The following is a 25,106-nucleotide window of genomic DNA, read 5'->3' as shown; positions in this document are numbered from 1 at the left end:
TCGGGGGTGGCGGCGTGACCGGCCGTATGTCTTCCGCGAGGACGCGTGGATTCTGGGCGAGGACGCCTACCACTGCCGCGGCGACACGTACGTCGTCCCCCGGCCCTGCCCGCGACGCGCGCGGCGCCGCGACGCGTACGTCTCCCGGCGCGGGCCGCGACGCGCGCGGCGCCGCGACACGCACATCTCCCGGCCCCGGCCGCTACGCGCTCGGCGCCGTACTCGCCGGTGTCCCCCTGCTGCTGGCCCTGATCGGCCCGCTGTTCGCGGGCGAGCCCGGCAGGCGCGCGCCGTCCTTCACCCTCGGCGGCGGGCACTGGCTCGGCACCGACTTCGTCGGCCGCGACGTGTGGCGCCAGGTGCTGCTCGGCGGACAGTCGGTCGTGCTCGTCGCGCTCGCGGCCACCGCGCTCGCCTACGCCGCCGCGCTGCCGCTCGGGCTGGGCGCCGCCCTCACCCACCGGCCGTGGCTGGAGGACCTGCTGATGCGTCCGCTGGATGTGCTGCTCGCCGTGCCCTCCCTGCTGGTGGTGCTGCTCGTCGCCTCCGTCTACGCACCCGGCGCCGCCGGACTGGTGCTGCTGGTCGCGGCGGTCAACGTGCCCGACGCGGCCCGCATCGCGCGCGCCACGGCGGCGGAGGCGGCCGCCCGCCCGGCTGTCGAGGCGCTGCGGATGCAGGGCGAGAGCTGGGCGCGGATCGCCCTCGGCTACGTCGGCCGCTCCACGCTGCGCACCCTCGCCGCGGACGCGGGCGTCCGGCTCACCGGCGTGCTCTACCTGGTGGCCACCGCCGCCTTCCTCGGAGTGGGCGTGGCACCCGACGCCGCCGACTGGGCGGTGATGGTGGACCGCAACCGCACCGGACTGTTCGTCCAGCCCTGGGCTGTCGTGGTGCCCGCCCTGCTGATCGTCGCCCTGTCGATGGGCACCAACCTGCTGTTCGACGCGGCCCTGGCGCACCGCGGACCAAGCCGGCGCCGGCGCACGGGAAAGGAGACACACCGGTGAGCGCGGTGGCCCGGATCACGGACCTGCGGGTCGAGGTCGACGGCAGCGCGATCGTCGACGGGGTGAGCCTCGCGGCCCGGCCCGGCGCGGTGACCGCGCTGGTCGGCCCGTCCGGCAGCGGCAAGACCACGACCGGCCTGGCGCTGCTCGGCGAGTACCCGGCCGGCGCCCGGGTCACCGGCGAGGTCCAGGTGGTCGACGGGCTGGTCGGCTACGTGCCGCAGCACCCGGCGGCCGTCCTCAACCCGGTCCGCCGCGTCGGCGCCCTCCTGCACGACATCGCCCGCACCCAGGTACGGACGCTGCCCCGCGGGCCGCGGCGGGCGGCCGCGCGCGAACGGGTGCTGCGCGCCCTCGAACTGGCCCAGCTCCCGGACGGCGCCGAACTGCTGCGCCGCTACCCGCACCAGCTCTCCGGCGGCCAGCAGCAGCGCGTCGTCATCGCCCAGGCGCTGCTGCTCGGCGCGCGGGTCGTCGTCGCCGACGAGCCGACCACCGGCCAGGACGCGCTCACCAAGCGGCGCATCGTCGACGAACTGGCGTCGGTCGCCGCCCAGGGCATCGCGGTCGTCCTGCTCAGCCACGACCTGGCCGTCGTACGGGAACTCGCCGACGACGTCGTGGTGATGAAGGACGGCCGGGTCGTGGAATCGGGCCCCGCCGACCGGATCTGGAACGCCCCACGGCACGCGTGGACCCGCCGCCTCCTGTCCACCGAGTCCCGACCCTTGCCGACGCCGCGCACGGACGAGCCCGGCGCCGAGGCCCGCCCGGAGCCGCACGCGCAGGAGCTCGGAGTTGAGGCCCGCCCGGAGCCGCCGCCTGCCGGGCTCGCCACTGACGCTCGGCCCCCGCTGCCAGCGCGCGCGCACCAGTTGGGCGCCGACGCCTGCTCTCGCGCGGAGGAGCTCGGGGCATCGCCCGCCCGGAGCCGCCGCGCGAGGAGCCCGCCACCGGCCCGCGCCCCCTGCTGACGGTGCGCGCGCTGACGGCCCGGCACGGCTCCACCGCCGTGCTGCGGGACGCGGCGCTCACGGTCGCCGCGGGGGAGTGCCTGGCCGTCGTCGGGCGTTCCGGGAGCGGCAAGACCACGCTCGCCCGCTGCGTCGCCGGGCTGCACCGGTCCTACGACGGCGAGGTGCTGCTCGACGGCGCCGTGCTGCCGCCCAGCCTGCGCGCCCGCGGCCGGGATCAGCTGGCGGCCGTGCAGTACATCTTCCAGGACGCGCGGGCCGCGTTCGACGAGCACCGCCCGGTGCTGGACCAGGTCGCGCGCACGGCCGTACGGCTCCGCGGCGCCGCGCCCGACGAGGCGGCCGCCGAGGCCCTGCGGACGCTGGCCGAGACCGGGCTGGACACGGGCCTGGTGCGGCGGCGGCCCGGCGAGCTCTCCGGCGGCGAACTCCAGCGCGCCGCGCTCGCCCGCGCCCTGCCGGCCAGGCCCCGGCTGCTGGTCTGCGACGAGATCACCTCCGGCCTCGACATGGTCACCCGCCGCGGCGTCCTCGACCTCCTGGCCGCGCTGCTCCGGGACCGCCGGGACATGGCGCTGGTGCTCATCACCCACGACCTGGACACGGCGGCGGCGCTGGCGGACCGGATCGCCGTGCTCGACGCGGGAGAGATCGTCGAACAGGGCACCGCAGCCCAGGTGCTGACCCGGCCCCGGCACCCGTTCACCACGTCCCTGATGGCGGCGGCCGCGCCCACACCGCCGTACGCAAGGACCCTGGGCGTGTCCACCAGGTGAGGGGGCGAAGCCCCTCAGTCGGTCCGCAGCAGGTGCCCGATCCCCGGATACGTCAGCACCAGCCCCTCCCGGCTGAACTCGATGTCCTCGGCGAAGTCGCCGGAGGTGAAGCGGACCCGGCCGCCGCGCGCGGTCGGGCCGATGTGGGTGTAGGTCTGGAGGGTCGGCCGCACCGTCAGGTCGGGCACCGACACCCACGCCATCAGGAACTCCCGCTCGCCCGGCCCGGTGTGCAGCTGATGGCGGAGCGCCGGCATCGTGTTCGTCAGCGGCGACATGCCCAGATCGCAGTCGAGCGCGCCGTCCAGTTCCGGGAGCGGCTTCCCGTCCGCCGTCCACTCACCACCGTCACGCCGCAGGTCCAGCCGGTACGTACCGTCGGCGGTCTCGGAGGTGACCTGGAGCCGCCGGGTCACATAGCCCTGGCCCGTCTCCAGCTCGTACGTCATCCAGTACGGACGCGGACGCAGTGCCATCACCCGGCCCCGCGCCCGCAGCCCGGTCCCCGACAGGGTGGCCCATGCCGTCTCGTAGCCGCCGGTGCCCGTGATCTCCCAGGTCAGAACGTGCTCATCGGACATCGGGTCTCCTCCTGGGAAACTCATGGCAACGCGCGGAAAAGGGATCAGTTGAGCACAGCCGGACATACCGCCACGGCGCAGGGTACCCGCATCGCCTAAGATCACCTGAATGCCACCGCATGACCCGTTCGTACGCGTCCGCGGCGCCCGCGTCCACAACCTCCGGGGCGTCGACGTGGACATCCCGCGCGACGCCCTCGTCGTGTTCACCGGAGTGTCCGGTTCCGGGAAGTCGTCGCTCGCCTTCGGCACCCTCTACGCCGAGGCGCAGCGCCGCTACCTGGAGTCCGTCGCGCCCTACGCCCGCCGGCTGATCCACCAGGCGGGCGCGCCCAAGGTCGACGAGGTCAGCGGGCTGCCGCCCGCCGTGGCGCTGGAGCAGCGCCGCTCCGCGCCCACCGCGCGCTCCTCCGTCGGCACGGTCACCACGCTGTCCAACTCCCTGCGCATGCTCTTCTCGCGGGCGGGCGGCTATCCGGCGGGCGCGGCGCGGCTGGACTCCGACGCGTTCTCCCCGAACACGGCCGCCGGGGCCTGCCCCGCGTGCCACGGCCTGGGGCGGATCCACGAGGTCACCGAGGAGTCGCTGGTCCCCGATCCGTCCCTGAGCATCCGCCAGGGCGCCATCGCCGCCTGGCCCGGCGCCTGGCAGGGCAAGAACCTGCGGGACATCCTCGCCACGCTCGGCCACGACATCGACCTGCCCTGGCGCGACCTGCCGCGCGAGGCGCGCGAGTGGATCCTGTTCACCGACGAGCAGCCCGTCGTCACCGTCCACCCCGAGCGCGAGGCCCACCGCATCCAGCGCCCGTACAAGGGCACGTACACCAGCGCCCGGCGCTATGTGCTGCACACCTTCGCCGACTCCAAGAGCCAGACGCTGCGCACCCGCGCCGAACGCTTCCTGGTCAGCACGGCGTGTCCGGACTGCCAAGGGCGGCGGCTGCGCCCCGAGGCGCTCGCCGTCACCTTCGCCGGGCAGGACATCGCGGCGCTGGCCGCGCTCTCGCTGACCGCCCTCGCCGACGTGCTGCGGCCCGCCGCGGACGGGGCCGACGAGACCGCCGCGACCCTCGCCCGCGACCTGACCGCGCGGATCGAGGTGCTCACCGAACTCGGCCTCGGCTATCTGTCCGTCGACCGGCCGACCCCCACCCTGTCGGCCGGCGAACTCCAGCGGCTGCGGCTCGCCACCCAACTGCGCTCCGGACTCTTCGGGGTGGTGTACGTGCTCGACGAGCCGTCGGCCGGACTGCACCCGGCCGACAGCGCCGCGCTGCTGACCGTGCTGGACCGGCTCAAGGCGGCGGGGAACTCGCTGTTCGTGGTGGAGCACCACATGGAGCTGGTCCGCCGCGCGGACTGGATCGTCGACGTCGGCCCGGCGGCCGGCGAAGGCGGCGGCCAGGTGCTCTACAGCGGCCCGGTGCCCGGCCTGGAGTCCGTCGCCGCATCGGCCACCCGCCCGTTCCTCTTCCCCGACGGCGCCCGGCCCGCGCCCCGCGCGCCGCGCACCCCCGCCGGATGGCTGCGGCTGCGCGGCGTCACCCGGCACAACCTGCGCGACCTGGACGCCGAACTGCCGCTGGGGGTGTTCACCGCCGTCACCGGCGTCTCCGGCTCCGGCAAGTCCACCCTCATCTCGCAGGTACTGGCCGGTGTCCTCGCCGAGCATCTGGGCCTCGGCGGTGAGGCGAGCGCGGACGAGGAGCCCGGCGGCGAGCGGAGCGCGTACGCCGCCCACCTCGCCGCGGCCGAGGGGCTGGCGGCCGTCCACCGGCTCGTGCAGGTCGACCAGAAGCCGATCGGCCGCACCCCCCGCTCCAACCTCGCCACGTACACCGGCCTGTTCGACGCCGTACGCAAGGTGTTCGCGGCCACCGATGACGCCCGCGCCCGCGGCTACACCGCCGGGCGGTTCTCCTTCAACGTCGCCGGGGGCCGCTGCGAGACCTGCCAGGGCGAGGGATTCACCGCCGTCGAGCTGCTGTTCCTCCCCGGCACCTACGCCCCCTGCGCGGACTGCCACGGAGCCCGCTACAACGCGGAGACCCTGTCGGTCACCTACCGGGGCGCGACCATCGCCGACGTCCTGGACATGACCGTGGACACCGCCGCCGGGTTCCTCGCCGACGTACCCGCCGCCGTACGGGCCCTGCGCACCCTGCGCGACGTCGGCCTGGGCTATCTGCGGCTCGGCCAGCCCGCCACCGAGCTGTCGGGCGGCGAGGCGCAGCGCATCAAGCTCGCCACCGAGCTCCAGCGCACCCGCCGCGGCCACACCGTCTACCTGCTGGACGAGCCCACCACCGGACTGCACCCGGCCGACACCGAACTGCTCCTGCGGCAGCTGCACGGGCTGGTCGACGCGGGCCACACGGTGGTGGTCGTCGAACACGACATGGATCTGGTGGCCGGCGCCGACCGGGTCATCGACCTCGGCCCCGGCGGGGGCGCCGAAGGCGGCCGGATCGTGGCCGCAGGCACCCCCGCCGAGGTGGCCCGCTCGGCGGCGAGCCGCACCGCCCCCTACCTGTCCGCAGCCCTCGCCGCACGCTCCGCCCTGGCCAGCTCCGAGCGCCGGTAGCCGTAGCCGAAGTAGACGACCAGGCCGATGGCGAACCACACCGCGAACCGCACCCAGGTCTCCCACGTCAGATACGTCGTCAGCCAGATCGAGGCGCCGACCCCGACCAGCGGCACGAACGGCATCCACGGGCACCGGAACTCGCGCGGCAGGTCCGGCCGCCGGTAGCGCAGCGCGATCACCGAGACGCAGACGACCACGAACGCCAGCAGAATCCCGATGTTCGTCAGTTCCGCCGCCTCGCCGATCTTCACGAACCCGGCGATGGCCGCGGAGCCGACCCCCACGATCCAGGTCACCCGGGTCGGCACATGCCGCGTCGGGTGCGTCTTGGCGAACCAGTGCGGCAGCAGCCCGTCGCGAGCCATGCTGAACCACACACGGGTGACTCCCAGCATGAACGTGAACATGACGGTGAGGATGCCGATGATCGCGCCGACGGCGATCACGTCGGCGATGCCGCTCAGGCCCGCCGCCTTGAAGGCGGAGGAGAACCCGCTCTCCTTGTCGATCTCCTTGTAGTCCTGCATCCCCGTCAGCACCAGGCACGCCAGTACGTACAGCACCATCGAGACGGCCAGCGAGTACAGGATCGCCTTCGGCATGTGCCGCTGCGCGTCCTTGGACTCCTCGGCGGCCGTGCTCATCGCGTCGTACCCGAAGACGGCGAAGAAGACCGTGGCCGCGCCCGTGAACGCGCCCCCCACCCCGTACGGGAAGAACGGCGAGTAGTGCCCGGTCTCGACGTGGAAGAAGCCCACCACGATCACCAGCAGCACGACCGCGACCTTCAGGGCCACGACCACCATCTCGAACCGGGCCGCGTTCTTGATGCCGAGATTGAGCAGGTACGCCACGAACAGGCACAGGACGACGGCGAACAGGTCCACCTTGTGCCCCTCGCCGGTGCCCGGCGCGCCCAGCATCCAGTCCGGCAGGTCCGCGCCCATCTCCTCCACGAGGAAGGAGAAGTAGCCGGAGATGCCGATGGCCACGACCGCGACGATCGCGGTGTACTCCAGCAGCAGGTCCCAGCCGATGAACCAGCCCGCGAACTCGCCGAGCACCGCGTAGCCGTAGGTGTACGCCGACCCCGCCTTCGGGATGAGGCCGGCGAACTCCGCGTAGGAGAACGCCGCCGCCGCGCTCGCCACGCCCGCGATGAGGAACGAGACCAGCACGGCGGGCCCCGCCGTGCCGTTGGCCACGGTGCCCGCCAGGGTGAAGATCCCGGCGCCGATGATGCCGCCGACGCCGATGGCGGTGAGCTGCCACAGCCCCAGCACCCGGGTCAGCCGCTCGCTCGCGGCGCCCTCCGGCTCCTCGATGTGTTCGATCGGTTTACGGCGCAGTACGCCCTGCCCGATCCGGAGTCCGGCCATGGTGTGTGTCCTCTCCGCCGACGGCGACTGCTGACGGCGGAACATGATGAAGCAGCACCGGGCGTGGGGGAAGCCGCCGCGCGGGACGGCCCACCCGCGGCCCGCCGCTGGACGCGATCGCCGGGCGCGGCGCGCGGTTGCCGCCCCCGCCCGCTGCGGCACACTGGTGCCATGCCGGAGCTGCCCGAGGTCGAGGCCCTCGCCGGATTCCTGGCCGGACACGCCGTCGGCCGGGAGATCGCCCGCGTGTACCCCGTCGCGGTGAGCGTGCTCAAGACCTACGACCCGCCGCTGACCGCCCTGGAGGGCCGCACGGTCACCGCCGCGGCCCGGCACGGCAAGTTCCTGGACCTCGCCACCGGCGGGCCGCATCTGGTCGTCCATCTCGCCCGGGCCGGCTGGCTGCGGTGGCAGGACGGCCTCCCGGCGGCCCCGCCCCGGCCCGGCAAGGGGCCGCTGGCGCTGCGCCTGCTGTTCACCGCACCGCCGGGCACCGGCTTCGACCTCACCGAGGCGGGCACCAAGAAGGGGCTTGCCGTGTACGTCGTCGACGACCCGCGCCAGGTGCCGGGCATCGCCCGGCTGGGCCCGGACCCGCTGGCCGAGACCTTCACCCAGGAGGCGTTCGCCGCGCTGCTGCACGGCGAACGGCACCAGATCAAGGGCGTGCTGCGCGACCAGTCCGTCATCGCCGGGATCGGCAACGCCTACTCGGACGAGATCCTGCACGCCGCCCGCATGTCGCCGTTCCGCATCGCCGCGGACCTGACGGAACACGAGACCGCCGTGGTGTACGAGGCGCTGCGCACCACCCTGCGGGACGCCGTGGAACGCTCCCGCGGGCTCGCGGCAGGAGAGCTGAAAGCGGAGAAGAAGACCGGCCTGCGGGTGCACGGGCGCACCGGAGAGCCCTGCCCGGTGTGCGGCGACACGATCCGGGAGGTGTCCTTCCGCGACTCCTCGCTCCAGTACTGCCCGACCTGCCAGACCGGCGGGAAACCGCTGGCCGACCGCAGGATGTCGCGGCTGCTGAAATAGCACGCGCCCACGGACACACCGCGCACAACCCGCGGACACCCCGCACAACCCGCGGACACACCTGCGGAATCCGGCGATGTGCTGTACGCGCCAGTGGCCGGACGGCACACTGGGACATCCCCACCGCGTCCCCCTTCACAGGGTGCTCGCGCATACCCGCTGCGGATCGATCGACGGCGCCGGCGATCAGAAGGGGAGATCGCCCAGGGGGAGACGACGATGGCATGGAACCCACTGTCCGGACACCAGATCGCGCGCTTGCGGCAGGAGAACGCCATGTTGCGTGCCGAGGCCGCAGAACTCCGCGCCGAGCAGGGCGCCTTGCGCGCCGAGGCGCGGCACCTCCACCCCGTCGTCGCCGAACTCCTGCAACTCGCCGACCGGTTGGCCGACCTCACCAAGGAGGGGGAGCCCGCCGACGCGGAGCAGGCCGCGTCGGCACTGCGCTGGCTCGACCAGCGGCTGACGCGGATCTTCGCCGCCTGTGACGTCGCCGACCTGCGGGACGAGGGGGCCGCCGACCCGGCGCGGCACGAGGTCGTCGGGGTCCGCCCCGCCGACGACGGGCGGCCGGTCGGCTGGATCGCCGAGACCGTCCGGCACGGCTACGTCTGGCGCGGCCAGATCCTGCGCCGCCAGCAGGTCATCGTGTACATCGAGCCCCCCGCGCCCTGAACCGCCCGCGTGCGCCCTCCCGACGCGGTATGGACGGCACCGCACCGGCCTTGACAGCGTTGTTCCGGCACCCGTACCCGCACCCCCACCGGGAACAGAGCGCTTGGAGCAGCATGTCCGACACCGTGATCATCGGCGGCGGTATCGCAGGAGTGGTGGCCGCCATCGCCCTGCGCAAGGCCGGGATCCGCGCGACCGTCTACGAGTCCCGTCCACCCGGAGCCGCCGACGCGGGCGCGTTCCTCGTGCTCTTCGCAGGCGGCCTGGAGGCACTGCGCTCCGTCGACGCCCACCGCGCGGTCCTCGCCCGGTCCTTCCCCGCCCACCGGGTCCACGTCGTCGGCAGCACCGGCAGGCGCCTGGGCTCACGGACGCTCGCGGGCGACGGGGGCGGCGCCCCGGCTCCGCGCACGCTCCGGCGCGCCGCCCTCGACGAGGCGCTGCGCGAGGAGGCGGCGCGGCGCGGCGTGCGCATCGAGTACGGCAAGCGGTTCGTCGCCGCCCACATCGCCCCGGACGGCCGGATCGTGGCCTCCTTCGCCGACGGCGGGCGGGCCCAGGCGGACGTGCTCATCGGCGCCGACGGCATCCACTCGGTCACCCGGAAGTTCATCGACGCGGCGTCGCCCCGGCCCCGGTACACCGGCCTGAACACCGTCTGCGGCTACACCCGCGACCTCGCCGCCGTGCCCGAGCCGTCCCGCCCGGAACCGGGCGCGTACACCATGGTCTGCGGCAAACAGGCGTTCTTCGGCTGCACCGTCGCCCCGGACGGCGCGATCTGGTGGTTCGCCCACGTCCCCGGTCCCGAACTCCCCAGGACCGGCCCTCCTTCCGGGACCGGCACCCTTCCCGCGCCCGGACCCGCCACCACCCCGGAGCAGTGGCGCGGACAGGTCGCCGGGTACTTCGACGACGACGGCACCGCCGGCGGCATCGTGCGCGCCGCCGCCGACGTCGCCGTCGGCAGCGCCTACGACCTGGCGGCCACCCCCGCCTGGTCCGGCGATGCCATGGTCCTCATCGGCGACGCAGCGCACGCGTCCGCCCCCGGTGCCGCCCAAGGCGCCTCCCTGGCCGTGGAGGACGCGGTGGTCCTGGCGACCTGCCTGCGCGACCTGCCCGCGCGCCGCGCCTTCGCGGCGTACGAACGGCTGCGCCGGCCGCGGGTCGAGCGCGTGGCGGCCGCCGGCGCGGCCATGGCCCGCCGGACGGCGCCGGGGCGAGTGGGGCGCGTCCTGCGCGACACGCTGCTGACGCGCCGCCTGGACCGGGGCGGCGCGGGCGCCGACGACTGGCTCACCGGCTACCGCGTGGACTGGGACGGACCCGTCCGGGACCGGCCCCTCCGCTGACGATCGCCCGAACGAGCGATCACAAGCGATCACCGTCGCGTACGCTGCTGTTCAGGCGCTGCGGCGCGCCGGACGGCGCGCGGGCGCACAGCACGGGGACACGGGGGAGACGAGAAGCGATGGCCCGAGGCGGACGCGGTGGCTGAGCCGTACTCAGCAGTGGCTCAGCCGTACGCATCAGGCGTCGGCGGCGCCGGAACCCTCCTCGACGTCCTCCAGGCGGAAGCCGACCTTCAACCCCACCTGGTAGTGCTCGGGCTTGCCGTCCAGGATCTGACCGCGGATCTCGGTGACCTCGAACCAGTCCAGATGGCGCAGCGTCTGCGTGGCACGGCCGATGCCGTTGCGGATGGCGTCGTCGAGACCATGGTGGGAGGTGCCGACGATCTCGGTCACCCGATAGGTGTGGTGGGACATGGCGGCTTTCCCGTTCCGTGCGAGGGTCCGGTGGCGCTTGCTCCTCCCACGGTGCCGCACCGTGCCGGGGTCCGCGAGCCGGACGCGACCACCCGACCGGCACCGACCGTACGACAGGAGAAACCATGGGCGGCACGCACAGGGGCGAGCTCCTCGCCATCAGCGACCTGCATGTGGCCTACGAAGAGAACAAGGCGATCGTGGAGCGGCTGCGGCCGGGCTCCGATGACGACTGGCTGATCGTCGCCGGGGATGTCGGCGAGCTGTACAGCGACGTCGAATGGGCCCTGGGCCTGCTCAGCGAACGGTTCGCCAAGGTCATCTGGTCACCCGGCAACCACGAGCTGTGGACCCACCCCAAGGACCCGGTGCAGCTGCGCGGCGTCGCCCGCTACCAGCATCTGGTCGAGATGTGCCGCGCCAAGGGCATCGTCACTCCCGAGGACCCCTACCCGGTCTGGGAGGGCAACGGCGGGCCGCTGACCATCGCACCGCTGTTCCTGCTGTACGACTACACCTTCCGTATCGACGGCATCCACACCAAGCAGGCGGCGCTGGCCCACGCGTACGAGGCGGGCGTGGTCTGCACCGACGAGCACGTCCTCCACCCCGACCCGTATCCCACCCTGGACGCCTGGTGCCGGGCCCGGGTCGCCGAGACCGAGGCCCGGCTGGCCGCCCGCGACCCCGAGCTGCCGACCGTCCTCATCAACCACTGGCCGCTGACCCGGCTGCCCACCCGGGTCCTGCGGTTCCCCGACTTCGCCCTGTGGTGCGGCACCTCACTCACCGCCGACTGGCATCGGCGCTTCCGCGCCGAGACCGTCGTCTACGGCCATCTGCACATCCCCCGGACCCACGTGGAGGACGGCGTCCGCTTCCAGGAGGTGTCCGTCGGCTACCCGCGCGAATGGAAGCGGCACGGCGGGCTGCCGGAGGACCCGCTGCGCCGCGTGCTGCGGGTCCCGGTGAGCTGATCATTCGACCGGAACCCTGTGGTGGGGCCGCCCGCCTGCCCGTAGCCTGAGGACACCAACCCCCCTGCCGAGGAAGGACGATGACGATGAAGGTGACGGTCGACGCCGAAGGGTGCATGGCCACCGGCATGTGCGTGTTCACCGCCCCGGAGGTCTTCGACCAGAGCGACGACGACGGGACGGTGGTCCTCCTGGCCGAGGCGCCCGCGGAGGACCAGCACGCCGCGGTGCGCGAGGCCGCCCGCGCCTGCCCCGCCCAGGTGATCTCCGTGATCAAGTAGGGGCGGCGCGATGAGCGCGCGTGACACCGGCCCCGTGGCGGTGTTCGACCCCGGGACCTACACCTCCGGCGTGCCGTACGACCTGTACCGCGAACTGCGCGCCACGGACCCCGTCTGCCGGATCGCCGAGCCCGCCGTCGGGCCGTGGCCCGCCGGCCCCGGCTACTGGGCGGTCTTCCGGCACGCGGACGTCAAGCACGTCCTGCGCACGCCGGAGGTGTTCTCCTCGCACCTGGGCGCCACCCAGATCCGCGATCCGGACACCCCGGCCGACCTGGAGTTCGTCCGGGCGATGATGCTCAACCAGGACCCGCCCGGGCACGCCCGGCTGCGGCGCATCGTGGCGGCCGCCCTCACCCCGCGCGCGATACGCGAGCTGGAGAGCGTCATCGAGGAGCGCGCCGAGCGGCTGGTCGCCGACGTCGCGCCGCACGGCCGGACGGACTTCGTGGAACTCGCCGCGGACCTGCCGGTGTGGACCCTGGCCCACATCATGGGCGTCCCCGAGGTCGACCGGCCGCTGCTGTTCGACTGGGCGAGCCGGGTGATCGGCTATCAGGACGCGGAGTACGCGGCGATCGCCACCGCCGACGCCGAAGCGCTCACCCCGATGGGGCGCGCCGCCCTCGCCCTGCGGCCCGCGACCCTCACCCGGCCGGACGGGCGGCCCATGAACCCGCGCTCCCGCCAGGCCCTCGGCGACATGTTCGCCTACGCCCACGCCCTGGCGAAGCGGCCGCGGCCCGGCAGCGTGATGGCCCGGATGCGCGAGGGCGGCCTCACCGGCGACGAGTTCGAGAACATGTTCTTTCTGTTCGCCGTGGCGGGCAACGAGACGCTGCGCAACGGCATTCCGGGCGGGCTGCTCACCCTTCTGGACCATCCCGAGAGTGACGCCCTGCTGCGCGAGCGGCCCGAGCTGACCGGCTCCGCCGTCGAGGAGATGCTGCGTTTCTGCCCACCGGTCATCCACATCCGGCGTACCGCCACCCGCGACGTCGAGCTCGGCGGCCGGCTCATCCGGCGCGGTGAGAAGGTCGTGGTCTACCACGCCTCCGCCAACCGCGACGAGACCGTCTTCCCCGACCCCGACCGGTTCGACATCACTCGCACCCCGAACGACCACGTCAGCTTCGGCTACGGGCCGCACTTCTGCATGGGCGCGCATCTCGCTCGAGTGCAGATGCGCGCCATGCTGCGCAGTGTGCTCGGCGGGCTGCCGGGGCTCCGGCGCGACGGAGCGCCCGTGCGGCTCACCTCCAACTTCCAGAACGGGCTCAAGCACCTCCCGGTCAGCTGGGGAACAGCGCCGTGAACACCTCGGCCGCATCGCCCCCCGACCGGCCGTAGGGGGCGTCGAAGTCCCAGACCAGGAACAGCAGGAACGCGATGAGCATGCTGAACAGACCGGCCAGCAGCAGCTCACGGGGCGACCGGCGGATCTGCAGTGTGAAGATCAGGCCGACCGTCATCACCGCGCCGAGGAGCAGGCCGAACCACACCACCCCCGGCATGGTCGAGCCCGCGCTCTGCTCACGGGCGCCGCGCGCGTCGGACGCGATCGCCACCTGGTCCATCAGCGGCTGGTACGTCTGCGCCTCCACCTCGGTGCGCGGCGCGTACCCCGCCACGTCCTGGCGGACCTTGCGCAGCAGCACGTCCCCCTGCTGGGTCAGCTCCCCATGGTCGGCCATCGCCTTCCATTCCTTGCCGACCACCTGGTTCACGTACGCGTCGACGTCCGCGCGGATCCTGTCGCGGACCGGCTCGGGATACACGGCGGCGCGCTCACTGATCTCGTACAGCGCCTGGGCCTCCACCCGGGCGCCGTCCTGCGCGGCGGAGCGGGCCTCCCAGACCCCGGCGATCGCCAGGCCCAGGACGATGGCGTACACCACGCCGACCATCATCGTCATGTACTCGATGACGTCGGGGGTCTCGGAGGGGTCGTAGTCCTCGCCCACCCGGCGCTCCTTGAGCACCGTGACGATGAGGACGACCGCGGACGCCGCGACCATCGCGAGGACCAGTACCAGCCATTCGGACAACGGTGACCTCCAAGGTCAGGAGCGCCGGCCGCCGCCGGCGACGCTCGAGCGGGGACGGAGAACGGCGGCCGCGAAGACGGCGGGCGCCGTGAGCAGCAGGGTGGAGGTGACGAGCGAGCCCCCGCTGTCGGGCTTCTTGTGGTGCGTGGGCCTGTAGTACGTCCGCAGCGCGACGGGGCGGGGCGGCGGCGGCTCCGGACTGCGTCGCGGCGTGTGCCGCGGGGGCGGCGGCACCGGGGGGACCGCCCGCACGGGGGGAGGAGGCGTGGGCCGCGGCGGGGCGCTCGTCGGCGGCGGGGTCGGGCTCGGCGTGGGGCTGGGCGTGGGGGAGGGGGTCGGGGTGGGGCTCGGCGTCGGGGTCGGGGTGGGTGTCGGTGTGGGGGTCGGCTTGTGCGTGGGCTTGTGCGTCGGCGTAGGGGTGGGCTTGTGTGTGGGCGGGTGCGTGGGGGTGTGTGTGGGCGGGTGCGTGTGGCACGAGCCCAGCCACGCCCACGACCCCCGCGGCCAGGCGGCCGCCACGGCGCACCGGCGCGGGCCATGCCCTACGCCGTCGTGCCCGTGCCCCCTGCCGCCTCCGTCGGCGACGGCTGTGGCTCCGGCCGATGCGACGACGAGCGCCGCGCCGACGACCCCCACACGCCCTGCGTGATTCCATCGGTTCACGTCGGAGATCTTGTACGGCGCTCAGTGCTCGCAGCCGTATGGTCCGGCTTATTCGCCTGAACGAGGGAACGTGCCACGGGGCAGGTGGGGGTCGGCCGGTGGCCGGGCGGCGCGGCGTCGCGGGAGAGCCCCGCCTCAGGCGTCCGGTTCGAAGAAGGCGCCGTGGCGTCCTGCTCCGGCCGCGAAGCGGGCCGCGCCGGTGAGCCCCTCGGCCAGCACCGCCTGACCGTGGCGCAGTTCGGCGGCCATCGCCCGCTCCTCCGGCAGCCCCTGCTGGTCGAGCAGCGAGGCCCGGTCGGCGCGCAGGCACGCCTGCGGGAAGCGGGCGAGTTCGGCCGCGAGCCGCTCCGCCTCCGCCCGCGCGGTTCCCACCGGTACGAGCCGGTTGACCAGGCCCATCGCGTACGCCTCGGACGCGGGCACGGGCCGCCCGGTCAGGACGAGGTCCATGGCGCGGCTCATCCCGATCAGCCGGGGGAGCCGCACCGTACCGCCGTCGATCAGCGGCACGCCCCAGCGGCGGCAGAAGACGCCCAGCACCGCGTCCTCCTCGGCGACCCGCAGGTCGCACCAGAGCGCCAACTCCAGCCCGCCCGCGACCGCGTGGCCGCTGACCGCCGCGATCACCGGCTTGGTCAGGCGCAGCCGGGTCGGCCCCATGGGACCGTCGCCGTCGGCCGCCACCCGGTTGCCCCGCTCGGTGCCCATGGCCTTGAGATCCGCGCCGGAGCAGAAGGTGCCGCCCTCGCCCCACAGCACCGCCACCCGCGCGTCCGCGTCGGCCTCGAAGGCGCGGAAGGCGTCGGCGAGCGCGGCGGCGGTCGTGCCGTCCACGGCGTTGCGCACCTCGGGGCGGGCCAGCACGACCGTGGTGACCGGGCCCTGCCGCTCCGTACGGACGGTGGCGGGCACGGTGCCGCGGCCGCCCGGCCCCGCGTCGGACCCCGGTGCCGTCACCGCGCGTCCTTCACGGGGAGCGCCCGCTCCAGGATCGGCCCGGTGTCGACGCCCGGCGGCAGCGTGCCGAACGCGTGCCCCCAGTCCCCGCCCAGCCGCGAGGCGCAGAACGCGTCCGCCACCGCCGGATGGCTGAACCGCACCAGCAGGCTGCCCTGCAGAACGAGCGTCATCTGCTCGGCGAGCCGCCGCGCCAGCACCTGCGCTCGCCGCGGATCGGCCAGCTGCGGCAGCAGATCGCGGAGCCGGGCCACCGCCGCGTCCAGCCGCGCGTCGGCACCGGCCGCGGCGTCCACCTCCGCCAGGAACGCCTCCAGCGCGCCCTGCTCGCGGCCGAGCGCGCGCAGGACGTCGAGGGCGGCGACGTTGCCCGAGCCCTCCCAGATCGACAGCAGCGGTGCCTCCCGGTACAGCCGCGGCATGCCCGAGTCCTCCACGTACCCGTTGCCGCCCAGGCACTCCAGGGCCTCCGCGGCGTGCGCGCTGCCCCGCTTGCAGACCCAGTACTTGCCGGCCGCCAGGCCCAGCCGGCGCAGCGCCGCCTCCGCCGCGTCGCCCGCCTCGGCCCGGTCCAGCGCGGCCGCGAGCCGCAGCGCGAGCGTCGTGGCCGCCTCGGACTCCACCGCCAGGTCGGCCAGCACGTTGCGCATCAGCGGCTGGTCGATCAGCTCCGCCCCGAACGCCCGCCGGTGCTCGGCGTGGTGCAGGGCCTGCCGCAGCCCGGCCCGCATGCCCGCCGCCGAGCCGATGACGCAGTCCAGCCGGGTGATGTTGACCATCTCCACGATGGTGCGCACCCCCCGGCCCGGCTCGCCGACCCGCCAGGCCACGGCCTGCTCGTACTCCACCTCGGAGGAGGCGTTCGAACGGTTGCCCAGCTTGTTCTTCAGTCGCTGCAAGCGCATCGCGTTGCGCGTCCCGTCCGGCAGGACACGCGGCACGAGGAAGCAGGTCAGCCCCTCCGCCGCCTGCGCCAGGGTCAGGAAGACGTCGCTCATCGGCGCGGAGGTGAACCACTTGTGGCCGGTGAGCAGATACGTCCCGTCCCCGGCCGGTGCCGCCGAGGTGGTGTTGGCCCGCACGTCCGAGCCGCCCTGCTTCTCGGTCATCGACATGCCCGCGATCAGCCCGTGCTTGCCCAGCGGCGGCCGCAGCCCGAAGTCATAATGGCGGGAGGCGAGCAGCGGCTCGTAGGCGGCGGCCAGCTCCGGCTCCGCGCGCAGCGCGGGCACCGCGGCGTACGTCATCGAGATCGGGCAGCCGTGGCCCGGCTCGGCCTGCGCGAAGGCGTAGAACTTGGCGGCACGCACCAGATGCGCGCCGGGACGAGGCTCGGCCCACGCCGCCGCGTGCTGGCCGCTGCCCACGGCGGCGGCCATCAACTGGTGGTAGGCCGGGTGGTATTCGACCTCGTCGACGCGGTGGCCGTAGCGGTCGTGCGTGTGCAGCACCGGCGGATGCTCCTCGGCCATCCGCGCCCAGTCCTGCACCTCGGCGGAGCCGGCGCGCGCGCCCACCTCCCGCACCTCGGGCTCGCCCCAGGCGCCGCCGTCGCGGCGCAGCGCCTCCAGCAGCGCGGCGTCGTCCGCCGTACTGAAATCGACCAGCGGCGGGGCCTGGTTGAGGACCTCGTGCGTTGTGCTCACGGCGACAACCTCCATACGGGCGGGCACGGCGGAGACGGACACGGTCTTACACTTCCATCATGCGTGATGAGGAACTGTAAGGGATAGGGTTCGGGACAGCCATGGACCACACCGCATCCGCCCCTGATACGGACACCGGCACGGGCACGGGCACGGGAACCGGCGCGGGAGCCGGTGCCCCGGCGCCGCGCCCGCTGACCGCCCGCTCCGTCGTGCTGAGCACCCTGCTGGGCCACCATCCGCCGCAGCTGCCGGCACGTGCCCTGGTGCGGGTCGGCGCGCTCTTCGGCACCGCCGAGGGAACCGTCCGCGTCGCCCTCACCCGGATGGTCGCCGCCGGCGAACTGGAGCAGCGCGACGGCATGTACCGGCTCACCGACCGGCTGCTGGCCCGCCAGGCCCGGCAGGACGACGCCCGGTCCCCGCGCACCCGCCGCTGGCACGGCGGCTGGGAGATCGCCGTGGTCACCTCCGAGCGCCGCCCGGCCGCCGAGCGCACCGCCCTGCGCTCCGCCATGGCCGACCTGCGCCTGGCCGAACTACGGGAAGGCACCTGGCTGCGCCCGGACAACCTGCTCCGCCCGCGGCCCGCCGTCGTCACCGAGCAGTGCACGCTGCTCTCCGGCGCCCCGGAGGGCGACCCGGCACGGCTCGCCGCGCGGCTGTGGGACCTGGACGGCTGGGCGCGGCAGGCCCGACTGCTGCTGAGCGAGATGGACGAGGCGGACGGACCGGCCGGCCGGTTCACGGTCGCGGCGGCGATCCTGCGCCATCTGCTCACCGACCCCGTCCTGCCCTCCCGGCTGCTGCCGAAGGACTGGCCGGGGGCCGGGCTGCGCGCCCGCTACGACGACTTCGAACGCGAGCTGCGCGCGCTGCTGCCCCGGCACACGGGCTAGCCGGCCCGGCAGCCGCGGGCCGGCTCAGGCCGACTCGCGGAGCACCAGCTCCGTCGGCAGCACCACCGACGGCTCGATCGCCTCGCCCGCCGCCAGCCGCAGCAACTGCCGCGCCAGTCGGCGGCCCAGCTCCGGGACGGGCTGCCGGACCGTGGTGAGCGGAGGCTCGGCGTACCGCACCGAGTCGATGTCGTCGAAGCCCACGACCGCCACGTCCTCGGGCACCCGCCGCCCCGCCCTCCGCAGCGCGCGCAGCACCCCCACCGCCATCAGGTCGGAGGCGACGAACACCGCGTCCAGCGCGGGCGCCCGCGCCAGCAGCCCGTCCATCGCCACCACGCCCGACTCCTGGGTGAAGTCGCCGACGGCGACGGTCTCCGGCAGGCCCGCGTTCCGCAGCTCCGCCCGGTACCCGGCCAGCCGGTCGATCCCGGCGACCATGTCCTGCGGGCCCGCGACGGTGGCTATCCCGCGCCGCCCGGCCGCGACCAGATGGCGCACCGCGGCCCGCGCGCCGCCCGCGTTGTCGACCCCCACATACGGCAGGGACGCGGACCCCGGCAGCCGTTCGTTGCACACCACGGGGATGCCCATACGGGCCAGCGTGGCGGGCAGCGGGTCGTCGCCGTGCATCGAGGCCATCATGACGCCGTCCACGTGCCGGGCCAGGGCGAACCGCTCGATCCGGTCCCGGCTGGCGGCGGACCGGGCCATCATCAGCACCAACTGCTTGTCGGCCTCCTCCAGCTCCTGGCTGACGCCGCGGACGATGCCGGGGAAGAACTGGTCGTCGGAGAAGACCCGCCCCGGCTCCTCGGGCAGCACCAGCGCGAAGGAGTCGGTGCGCTGCGTCACCAGGCTGCGGGCGGCCTGGTTCGGGACGTAGCCCAGCTCCCGGATCGCGCGCAGCACCGCCTCGCGGCTGCCGTCGGCGACCTTGGGAGATCCGTTGACCACGCGGGAGACGGTGGCGCGTGAGACGCCCGCGTGCAGCGCCACGCTCTCCAGAGTGGGCCGGGTCCGGTGCATGCGCACACACCTCACACTTCGTCGGGCCGCGTCGGAGCGGGCGTCGGTCGTCCGTGCTCCATGCTCCCACCATGGTCTGTCAGACCCCCCTGCCAGGATCAGTCCGTACAGCGTCGTCGGGTTCCGTCCCGTCACGGACGGATGCGGAGGGGAGGACCACATGGGCTTTTTCGACTCTGGTGCCATGCCGGACGAATCAGTGGAGCACGAGGGCGAGTTGACCGCTTTCGCCTGGGGCCCGGCGGATCCCTGGGCGGATGAGCCCAGGGGCGCCCCGCCCGCGGACCGGTTACTCCCGGCCGGGCTGCCGCAGGCTCAGGAGGCGGGCGCGGGCCCTGAGGCGCGGGTGATGTGCAAGGGGTGGTCGGTGTGGCCCGATGCGGCGACGCTGCACCTTGCGGTCTTCCGGCGACAGGCCCGTACGGATGAGGAGCCGCTGCTGGAAGAGTACCCAGCGGTGGGGGGAGGGCTGCGCGTCGGCCTGCTGCTGGCGGACGGGCAGCGGGTGACCACGGTGGACGACCCGTGGGAGGCGGCCGCCACGGGCGGGATCGCGCTGCGCCAGTACAGCGCCCGGGGCGGCCCGTACCACCACGACATCGACCTGTTCCTGACGGGCCTGCCCTCGCGGGGCGACACCTGGCTCGTCGTCGAGTGGCCGGACGAGGACGTTCCCGAGACCCGTACGGCCGTCGACGCCGCAGCGCTGCACGAGGCGGCGGGCCGGGCCGTGGAGATCTGGCCGGGCGATGAGCCCCCGCGGGTTGCCCGCGACGCCGCCGAGTGCGCCGACCTGCTGGTGGGCCCCGCGCGGCTCGCCCTCCGCGCCTCGTTGGAGGGCATCCCGTACGAGGAGTACGTCGCCTCGCTCCGGGAGGACCCGGAGCCCGAGCAGCCGCGCCCCGACTGGGGCCGGATGGGGTGGGAAACCTGGTCCGATCTCGACCAGGTGACGGCGCGGCTGGCCGCCGGTGCGGACCCCGACCGCCTCGACGACGACGGGACCGAGTCCCCGCTGCACCGCGCCGCCGAGCACGGCTCGGCCGAGGTGGTCGCCGAGCTGGCGGGCCGGGTCACGGACGTGGACACGCCGGACGAGGACGGATGCACGCCCCTGTGGCGCGCGGTCTGCCGGACCGACGAGGGGAGCGCCGCCGCGCTGCTCGCCGCCGGGGCCGACCCGTGGCGCCCATGTGTCGACGGCCGCTCACCGGGCCGCCTGGCCCTGACGACCTCGCTGGCGCCGCTGTTCGAGGCGCTGCCGGGGGCCGTGCCTCTGACACTCGAGGAGCGCGCCGCACAGGAGGAGGCGGACCGGCAGATCGCGGTCTTCGCGGACGTCATGACCGAAGGGCTCGGTGCCTTCTTCATCGCGGGCCTGGATGAGGACGAGGTGATCCGCAGGATCGGCGGGGACCCGCGCGCCTGCCCCGCCGTGGAACCGGCCCCGATCGCCTTCGAGCCCTACGACATGGACGGGTACGTCGGTGTGACCGGCGTGGACGGCGGCTGCGTCATCGCGGAATGGACCAGCGGGCTGCCCTTCGACGACGAGGTGCTGCGCCGGCTGTCGGCGGGCACGGTCGCCTACCGCGTCTTCTTCAACGTCAAGGGCGGCACGTTCGGCGATCTGGCCCGCGACGGTGCCGTGGAGCACGAGGAGATCGGCCTGGCGCCGGAGCTCGGGCTGTCCATCGGCGGGATCTGGCCCGAGGGGCACTGGCGGTACCGCTTCTGGCAGAGCGGCCCGGACGCCCCGTACGGAGCGGCGCCGCTCGCCTACGGCTGCGCCGCCGCCGGGCTGCGGCTGGCCGATTCCCGGCCGGTGACCGGGCCGCCCCGGCGGTGGGTGCCCGTGGAGTGAGAGGGGAGCCGGACTGCGGGGCGGACCTTCCTGTGGCAGGATCCCGCCCCGCACCCCGGGCTGCCGTCAGCCGACGGTGTCCAGGAGCGCCGCGTGGTGCCGGCGGGCGACGCCGGGGTGGGCGCGCAGCCAGCCCTTGAGCTCGTTGCGGCCGTACTCGGCGAACAGCGGGTTGGCCGGGTCGGCCGTCGCCCCGGGCGCCTGCTGGGCGTAGCGGAACGGCAGCGGCTCGATCCGCGCGTCCAGCCTCGGGTTGTAGAAGAACGGCACCGAGAAGCGTTCCCGGTCGCCCGGCGGGCTCACCACGCGGTGGTGGGTGGCCTTGAGGTAGCCGTCGGTGGCCACCTCAAGCAGTTCGCCGAGGTTGACGACGAACGCGCCCGGCAGCGGCGGCACGTCGTGGAAGCGGCCGTCGGACCGCTCCACCTGGAGCCCGCCGATGTCGTCCTGGAGCAGCAGGGTCAGGAAGCCGTAGTCCTTGTGCGCGCCCACGCCCTGGTCCGCGCCGTCGGGGGCGCGGCCCGGGTAGCGCACCATCTTCAGATGCAGATGCGGCTCGTCGCCGAACGCGGCGTCGTAGAAGTCCGGGGACGCGCCGATGGATGCCAGCAGCTCGTGCAGGAGCCGGTTCGCGACCGCGCTGAGCCGGTCGATCCACGCGAGGGCGATCGTGCGCAGTTCCGGAAGGGCGGCGGGCCACTGGTTGGGGCCTTCCAGCCACAGATAGGCGGGCTCGCCGGGGCCGGGGACGCGCGGCGGGCGCTCGGCGCCGATGTCGAGCTGGTCGCGCCAGTCCCGGCTGCCGCCGGTGTGCTCGTCGCCGATCCGCGTATAGCCGCGGAAGTGCGGGGACCGGAGGTTGGATATGGCGAGGCGGTCGGCCTCGGGGAGGGCGAAGAACGACCGCATCGCGCCGGTGAGCGCGGCGGTCTCCGCCGGGGTGATGCCGTGGCCGGTCAGTTGGAAGAAGCCGACGTCGTGCGCCGCCGAGTGGAGCTCGGCGTGCAGGCGGGCACGGTCCTGGGGGCCGCGGGAGGCGGCGGAGAGGTCGATCACGGGAAGCTGCTGCGACATGGGTACATCCGGCGAGGTGAGGACCCGGCGGGGCCCGGCGATGGCCGGGCACGCCCGCGACCGTGCCCGGGTAGGGCGGGCCGCGGTACCAGGTGAAGGCTGAAGGAGGGTGAGCGTTCCCGAGAACGCTAGGAACGCTAAGTCAGTGGATGCGGGTCAGCCAGTGCGCAAACAGGACATGCTCGTGACGCGGACGAAGTCCACGTGGCGACGGCGTACGAGCGGAATCATGCCTGCCAGATTACTGCGTCGGACGCGGTGCGTCGGTGACGCACGTCACCTCGCCGCCTCGTCGCCGATCGTGTGCCACACGCCGCCGACCTCCGGTTTCACGGGGTGGCGGGCGGCATGGGCGGCCAGTACGCGGGCGCGGCAGCCTGCCGGATCGCCCCACGCGGACCGCAGGGCGCGGGCCTTGCGCAGCCACAGCGACAGGTCGTACTCGGACGTGTAGCCGATGGCGCCGTGCAGTTGCAGGGCGGCCCGCGCGGCTCCGTACGCTGCCTCGCCCGCCGCGACCTTCGCGGCGGCGACCTCGGCCCCCGCGCCGGGCGCCCCACCCGCCAGCGCGACCGCGGCCCCGTACAGCAGCGGCCGGGCGAACTCCAGCTCGACCAGCACATCCGCGAGCCGGTGCTTCACGGCCTGGAACGAGCCGATCGCCCGCCCGAACTGGGAGCGCTGCCGGGTGTAGGCGACGGTCCGCTCCAGGAGCGCGAGCCCCACGCCCAGCGCCTGCGCGGCCGTGGCGAAGGCCGCCCAGTCGGCGGCCCGCGCGGCCGCCGCGGCCACCGCCGGACCATCCAGCCGCAGGCCGTCCGCCCGCGCCGGGCCGGCGGACGGCCCGGTGGCCTGTCCGGGACGGCCCACCTGTCCGGGGGCGTCCGCCCTCCCGGCCGCCGCCACCGCCGGATCGGGCCGGGGGCCAGTCGCCTGCGCCGGTCCCGCGCACACCGGCCGGAACAGTCTGCGGGCCGGGTCCTGGGAGGGCTGCACCGGGCCGTGGCCGGTGGCCTGCCGCAGTGCGTTCCCGCTGACCACGAACACCGCGTCGGCGGCGTCCGCGTCCAGCACGTACGGACCGGCCTGGGGGGCGCCGAGCGTGACCATCGCCTGCCCCGAGGCGATCCGCGGCAGCCACCGTCCGGCCGAATCCACCGGATCCACCGGATCCACCGGTGCCGCTGGGGCCGCCGGATCCGTCCCGCCCCGCTCGGCGAGCGCGCCGCCCCCTTCGACAAGGGTGCCGTCCCGCTCTGCGAGCGCGCCGAGCAGGACCGCGGTGGCGGCGGTCTCCACCACCGGGCCCGGTACGGCGTGCCGCCCCAGTTCCACGTACGCCACGGCCAGTTCCACCGGCAGCGGGCCCACACTGCCGTACGTCTCGGGGACGGCCAGCGCGAACACCCCGGCGTCGGCGAGCCGCCGCCACAGGGCGCGGCCGGGGCCCGGGTCTCCGGCCGCCCACGCCCGCGCCGCGCCCGGCGCGTCGGCGCCGCCCAGCATCCGGTCCAGCGTCCGGCCGAACGCGGTCTGCTCCCCGTCCAGCGCGAACATCATCCGCGGCGCCCCTTCGGCAGGCCGAGCAGCCGTTCGGCGATGATGTCCCGCTGGATCTCGTTGGTGCCCGCGTAGATCGGACCCGCAAGGGCGAAGGTGTAGCCGTCCGCCCAGCCGCCGCCCGCGGGCGCGTCGGGCGCGGTGTCGGACAGCTCGCCGTACGGACCGAGCAGGTCCAGCGCCGTCTCGTGCAGCGCGAGGTCCAGCTCCGACCAGAACACCTTGGTCAGGCTCGCCTCGGCGCCCGTCGAGCCGCCGGCCGTCGAGCCACCACCTGCCGGTCGGGCTCCCGTCGAGCCACCACCCGCCGGTCGGGCCCCCGCCGGGCCGGTCGCCCGCGTGTACGCGAACAACTGGTAGGCGCGGGCGCGGATCAGCGCGTCGGCGACCCGGTCGCGCAGGCCGCCGCCCGCGCCGCATGGATCCCCGCCGCATGGATCCCCTCCGCCGGGATCCGCCGCCGCGCGCTCCCGCCACAGGTCCGCCAGGCGGTGGGCGGCGGCCGTGAAGCGGCCGGGGCTGCGCAAGGTCAGCCCGCGCTCGTCCCCGGCCGTGCTCATCGCGACCCGCCACCCTTCCCCCGGCTCCCCGATCACGTCCTCGTCGGGTACGAACACCTCGTCCAGGAAGAGTTCGGCGAACCCCGGCCTGCCGTCGAGGCGGCCGAGCGGACGCACCGTCACCCCCGGTGCGTCCAGCGGAAACATGGCATACGTCAGCCCTTGGTGGGGCCGGTCCGCGCCGGGGTGGCTGCGGAACAGGCCGAAGGCGCGGTCGGCGAAGGCCGCCCGCGACGACCAGGTCTTCTGCCCGCTCAAGAGCCAGCCTCCCGTGTCCCGCCGGGCGGTGGAGCGCAGCGCGGCGAGGTCGGAGCCGGCCTCCGGCTCCGACCACGCCTGCGCCCAGACGACGTCGCCGCTCGCCATCGGCGGCAGGACCCGGGCGCGCTGCTCGGCCGTGCCGTGCCGCAGCAGGGTGGGCGCCAGCAGGCTGATCCCGTTCTGGCTGACCCGGCCCGGTGCCCCCGCCGCGTAGTACTCCTCCTCGAAGAGCAACCGGCGCAGCAGGGAGGCGCCCCGCCCGCCGTACTCCAGCGGCCAGGACACCACCGACCACCGGCCCGCCGCGAGCGTCCGCTCCCAGGCCCGGTGCGCGGCGAAGCCCTCGGCGGTCTCCAGCGAGGGCAGCCGCTCGCCGGGGACGTGGGCGGCGAGCCACTCCCGGGCCTCGGCGCGGAACGCGGCGTCCTCCGGGGAGAGTTCGAGGTCCATGGGCTCGCCCGCCTCCTTTTCTAACAAGTGTTTGGTAGGTTA

21 protein-coding genes and 2 pseudogenes are annotated in these 25,106 nt (G+C 74.5%); 12 read left to right on the top strand and 11 right to left on the bottom strand.

Annotation, left to right across the window (positions count from 1 at the left end):
* Nucleotides 1–14 precede the first annotated feature (14 nt).
* The 3 genes and pseudogenes from Q3Y56_RS01560 to Q3Y56_RS01550 all read left to right on the top strand — a co-directional run.
* Nucleotides 15–1,010, top strand: a complete 996-nt coding sequence (locus Q3Y56_RS01560; protein ID WP_304465435.1) for an ABC transporter permease subunit — start codon at nt 15–17, stop codon at nt 1,008–1,010.
* Nucleotides 1,007–1,723: pseudogene (locus Q3Y56_RS01555) on the top strand (ATP-binding cassette domain-containing protein); the annotation flags it as partial. The gene Q3Y56_RS01560 and the pseudogene Q3Y56_RS01555, both read left to right, overlap by 4 nt.
* 251 nt (nt 1,724–1,974) lie before the next feature.
* Nucleotides 1,975–2,760, top strand: a pseudogene (locus Q3Y56_RS01550) (ATP-binding cassette domain-containing protein); the annotation flags it as partial.
* A gap of 14 nt (nt 2,761–2,774) precedes the next feature.
* Here Q3Y56_RS01550 and Q3Y56_RS01545 read toward each other — a convergent pair.
* The gene (locus Q3Y56_RS01545; RefSeq protein ID WP_304460182.1) at nt 2,775–3,341 is read right to left on the bottom strand and encodes a putative glycolipid-binding domain-containing protein; all 567 of its coding nucleotides are present in this window, start codon (nt 3,339–3,341) and stop codon (nt 2,775–2,777) included.
* Nucleotides 3,342–3,450: 109 nt separating this feature from the next.
* Here Q3Y56_RS01545 and Q3Y56_RS01540 point away from each other — a divergent pair, with 109 nt between their 5' ends.
* Nucleotides 3,451–5,928: an excinuclease ABC subunit UvrA gene (locus tag Q3Y56_RS01540; protein ID WP_304460181.1), complete on the top strand. Its 2,478-nt coding sequence runs from the start codon at nt 3,451–3,453 to the stop codon at nt 5,926–5,928.
* Here the strand turns inward: Q3Y56_RS01540 and Q3Y56_RS01535 are convergent.
* Complete coding sequence (locus Q3Y56_RS01535) at nt 5,871–7,310, bottom strand: amino acid permease (protein ID WP_304460180.1); 1,440 nt, start codon at nt 7,308–7,310, stop codon at nt 5,871–5,873. The genes Q3Y56_RS01540 and Q3Y56_RS01535 overlap by 58 nt on opposite strands.
* 171 nt (nt 7,311–7,481) lie before the next feature.
* Between Q3Y56_RS01535 and Q3Y56_RS01530 the strand changes: the two genes are divergently transcribed.
* From Q3Y56_RS01530 to Q3Y56_RS01520, 3 genes are all read left to right on the top strand, one after another.
* A complete protein-coding gene (locus Q3Y56_RS01530; RefSeq protein WP_304460179.1) occupies nt 7,482–8,348 on the top strand; it encodes an Fpg/Nei family DNA glycosylase in 867 nt (288 codons plus the stop codon).
* Between the two features lie 219 nt (nt 8,349–8,567).
* A complete protein-coding gene (grpE, locus tag Q3Y56_RS01525) occupies nt 8,568–9,023 on the top strand; it encodes a nucleotide exchange factor GrpE (protein WP_304460178.1) in 456 nt (151 codons plus the stop codon).
* Between the two features lie 113 nt (nt 9,024–9,136).
* Nucleotides 9,137–10,378: an NAD(P)/FAD-dependent oxidoreductase gene (locus Q3Y56_RS01520; RefSeq protein ID WP_304460177.1), complete on the top strand. Its 1,242-nt coding sequence runs from the start codon at nt 9,137–9,139 to the stop codon at nt 10,376–10,378.
* 177 nt (nt 10,379–10,555) lie between these two features.
* On the opposite strand, the gene Q3Y56_RS01515 is transcribed toward Q3Y56_RS01520, so the two are convergent.
* Nucleotides 10,556–10,795 (bottom strand): dodecin, encoded by a 240-nt coding sequence (locus Q3Y56_RS01515; protein WP_304460176.1) that lies wholly within the window; start codon nt 10,793–10,795, stop codon nt 10,556–10,558.
* A 125-nt stretch (nt 10,796–10,920) separates the two neighbouring features.
* On the opposite strand from Q3Y56_RS01515, the gene Q3Y56_RS01510 reads away from it, so the two are divergent.
* The 3 genes from Q3Y56_RS01510 (at nt 10,921) to Q3Y56_RS01500 (ending at nt 13,368) form a co-directional block, all read left to right on the top strand.
* Nucleotides 10,921–11,772 carry a metallophosphoesterase gene (locus tag Q3Y56_RS01510; RefSeq protein WP_304460175.1) on the top strand — a complete coding sequence of 284 codons (852 nt, stop codon included), beginning with the start codon at nt 10,921–10,923 and terminating at the stop codon, nt 11,770–11,772.
* A gap of 86 nt (nt 11,773–11,858) precedes the next feature.
* Nucleotides 11,859–12,053 (top strand): ferredoxin, encoded by a 195-nt coding sequence (locus tag Q3Y56_RS01505; protein WP_304465434.1) that lies wholly within the window; start codon nt 11,859–11,861, stop codon nt 12,051–12,053.
* A 10-nt stretch (nt 12,054–12,063) separates the two neighbouring features.
* The gene (locus Q3Y56_RS01500) at nt 12,064–13,368 is read left to right on the top strand and encodes a cytochrome P450 (RefSeq protein WP_304460174.1); all 1,305 of its coding nucleotides are present in this window, start codon (nt 12,064–12,066) and stop codon (nt 13,366–13,368) included.
* Here Q3Y56_RS01500 and Q3Y56_RS01495 read toward each other — a convergent pair.
* The 4 genes from Q3Y56_RS01495 to Q3Y56_RS01480 form a co-directional block, all read right to left on the bottom strand.
* Complete coding sequence (locus Q3Y56_RS01495; protein WP_304460173.1) at nt 13,346–14,101, bottom strand: DUF4239 domain-containing protein; 756 nt, start codon at nt 14,099–14,101, stop codon at nt 13,346–13,348. The genes Q3Y56_RS01500 and Q3Y56_RS01495 overlap by 23 nt on opposite strands.
* A gap of 15 nt (nt 14,102–14,116) precedes the next feature.
* Nucleotides 14,117–14,353: a hypothetical protein gene (locus Q3Y56_RS01490; RefSeq protein ID WP_304465906.1), complete on the bottom strand. Its 237-nt coding sequence runs from the start codon at nt 14,351–14,353 to the stop codon at nt 14,117–14,119.
* A gap of 546 nt (nt 14,354–14,899) precedes the next feature.
* Nucleotides 14,900–15,676, bottom strand: coding sequence for a crotonase/enoyl-CoA hydratase family protein (locus tag Q3Y56_RS01485; RefSeq protein ID WP_304465433.1), 777 nt, complete (start codon nt 15,674–15,676; stop codon nt 14,900–14,902).
* A 41-nt stretch (nt 15,677–15,717) separates the two neighbouring features.
* Nucleotides 15,718–17,367, bottom strand: a complete 1,650-nt coding sequence (locus Q3Y56_RS01480; RefSeq protein ID WP_304460172.1) for an acyl-CoA dehydrogenase family protein — start codon at nt 17,365–17,367, stop codon at nt 15,718–15,720.
* A 101-nt stretch (nt 17,368–17,468) separates the two neighbouring features.
* Between Q3Y56_RS01480 and Q3Y56_RS01475 the strand changes: the two genes are divergently transcribed.
* On the top strand, nt 17,469–18,266 hold the full coding sequence (locus Q3Y56_RS01475) for a PaaX family transcriptional regulator C-terminal domain-containing protein (RefSeq protein WP_304460171.1): 798 nt from the start codon (nt 17,469–17,471) through the stop codon (nt 18,264–18,266).
* Nucleotides 18,267–18,290: 24 nt separating this feature from the next.
* Here the strand turns inward: Q3Y56_RS01475 and Q3Y56_RS01470 are convergent, their stop codons facing one another.
* Entirely contained in the window at nt 18,291–19,295 is a 1,005-nt protein-coding gene (locus tag Q3Y56_RS01470) for a LacI family DNA-binding transcriptional regulator (protein WP_304460170.1), read from the bottom strand.
* 184 nt (nt 19,296–19,479) lie between these two features.
* Between Q3Y56_RS01470 and Q3Y56_RS01465 the strand changes: the two genes are divergently transcribed.
* Complete coding sequence (locus Q3Y56_RS01465) at nt 19,480–21,159, top strand: ankyrin repeat domain-containing protein (RefSeq protein ID WP_304460169.1); 1,680 nt, start codon at nt 19,480–19,482, stop codon at nt 21,157–21,159.
* Nucleotides 21,160–21,225: 66 nt separating this feature from the next.
* On the opposite strand, the gene Q3Y56_RS01460 is transcribed toward Q3Y56_RS01465, so the two are convergent.
* The 3 genes from Q3Y56_RS01460 to Q3Y56_RS01450 form a co-directional block, all read right to left on the bottom strand.
* Entirely contained in the window at nt 21,226–22,233 is a 1,008-nt protein-coding gene (locus Q3Y56_RS01460; RefSeq protein WP_304460168.1) for an isopenicillin N synthase family oxygenase, read from the bottom strand.
* A 276-nt stretch (nt 22,234–22,509) separates the two neighbouring features.
* Nucleotides 22,510–23,793 carry an acyl-CoA dehydrogenase gene (locus tag Q3Y56_RS01455; RefSeq protein ID WP_304460167.1) on the bottom strand — a complete coding sequence of 428 codons (1,284 nt, stop codon included), beginning with the start codon at nt 23,791–23,793 and terminating at the stop codon, nt 22,510–22,512.
* Nucleotides 23,790–25,064, bottom strand: coding sequence for an acyl-CoA dehydrogenase family protein (locus Q3Y56_RS01450; RefSeq protein WP_304460166.1), 1,275 nt, complete (start codon nt 25,062–25,064; stop codon nt 23,790–23,792). Before Q3Y56_RS01450 ends, Q3Y56_RS01455 begins: the two co-directional genes overlap by 4 nt.
* Nucleotides 25,065–25,106: the final 42 nt, after the last annotated feature.

Source organism: Streptomyces sp. XD-27, assembly GCF_030553055.1.
Classification (GTDB): Bacteria; Actinomycetota; Actinomycetes; order Streptomycetales; family Streptomycetaceae; genus Streptomyces.
The sequence above is the reverse complement of the archived record's forward strand: the minus strand, read 5'-3'. Positions and strand labels throughout refer to the sequence as shown.

What these genes read in the sequence shown, in the direction of transcription:
- Q3Y56_RS01510 (WP_304460175.1), top strand. Translation starts at nt 10,921, where the DNA reads ATGGGCGGCACGCACAGGGGCGAGCTCCTCGCCATCAGCGACCTGCAT.
- Q3Y56_RS01450 (WP_304460166.1), bottom strand. Translation starts at nt 25,064, where the DNA reads ATGGACCTCGAACTCTCCCCGGAGGACGCCGCGTTCCGCGCCGAGGCC.
- Q3Y56_RS01515 (WP_304460176.1), bottom strand. Translation starts at nt 10,795, where the DNA reads ATGTCCCACCACACCTATCGGGTGACCGAGATCGTCGGCACCTCCCAC.
- Q3Y56_RS01475 (WP_304460171.1), top strand. Translation starts at nt 17,469, where the DNA reads ATGGACCACACCGCATCCGCCCCTGATACGGACACCGGCACGGGCACG.
- Q3Y56_RS01520 (WP_304460177.1), top strand. Translation starts at nt 9,137, where the DNA reads ATGTCCGACACCGTGATCATCGGCGGCGGTATCGCAGGAGTGGTGGCC.
- Q3Y56_RS01500 (WP_304460174.1), top strand. Translation starts at nt 12,064, where the DNA reads ATGAGCGCGCGTGACACCGGCCCCGTGGCGGTGTTCGACCCCGGGACC.
- Q3Y56_RS01530 (WP_304460179.1), top strand. Translation starts at nt 7,482, where the DNA reads ATGCCGGAGCTGCCCGAGGTCGAGGCCCTCGCCGGATTCCTGGCCGGA.
- Q3Y56_RS01540 (WP_304460181.1), top strand. Translation starts at nt 3,451, where the DNA reads ATGCCACCGCATGACCCGTTCGTACGCGTCCGCGGCGCCCGCGTCCAC.
- Q3Y56_RS01535 (WP_304460180.1), bottom strand. Translation starts at nt 7,310, where the DNA reads ATGGCCGGACTCCGGATCGGGCAGGGCGTACTGCGCCGTAAACCGATC.
- Q3Y56_RS01470 (WP_304460170.1), bottom strand. Translation starts at nt 19,295, where the DNA reads ATGCACCGGACCCGGCCCACTCTGGAGAGCGTGGCGCTGCACGCGGGC.
- grpE (WP_304460178.1), top strand. Translation starts at nt 8,568, where the DNA reads ATGGCATGGAACCCACTGTCCGGACACCAGATCGCGCGCTTGCGGCAG.
- Q3Y56_RS01460 (WP_304460168.1), bottom strand. Translation starts at nt 22,233, where the DNA reads ATGTCGCAGCAGCTTCCCGTGATCGACCTCTCCGCCGCCTCCCGCGGC.
- Q3Y56_RS01545 (WP_304460182.1), bottom strand. Translation starts at nt 3,341, where the DNA reads ATGTCCGATGAGCACGTTCTGACCTGGGAGATCACGGGCACCGGCGGC.
- Q3Y56_RS01465 (WP_304460169.1), top strand. Translation starts at nt 19,480, where the DNA reads ATGCCGGACGAATCAGTGGAGCACGAGGGCGAGTTGACCGCTTTCGCC.
- Q3Y56_RS01455 (WP_304460167.1), bottom strand. Translation starts at nt 23,793, where the DNA reads ATGATGTTCGCGCTGGACGGGGAGCAGACCGCGTTCGGCCGGACGCTG.
- Q3Y56_RS01505 (WP_304465434.1), top strand. Translation starts at nt 11,859, where the DNA reads ATGAAGGTGACGGTCGACGCCGAAGGGTGCATGGCCACCGGCATGTGC.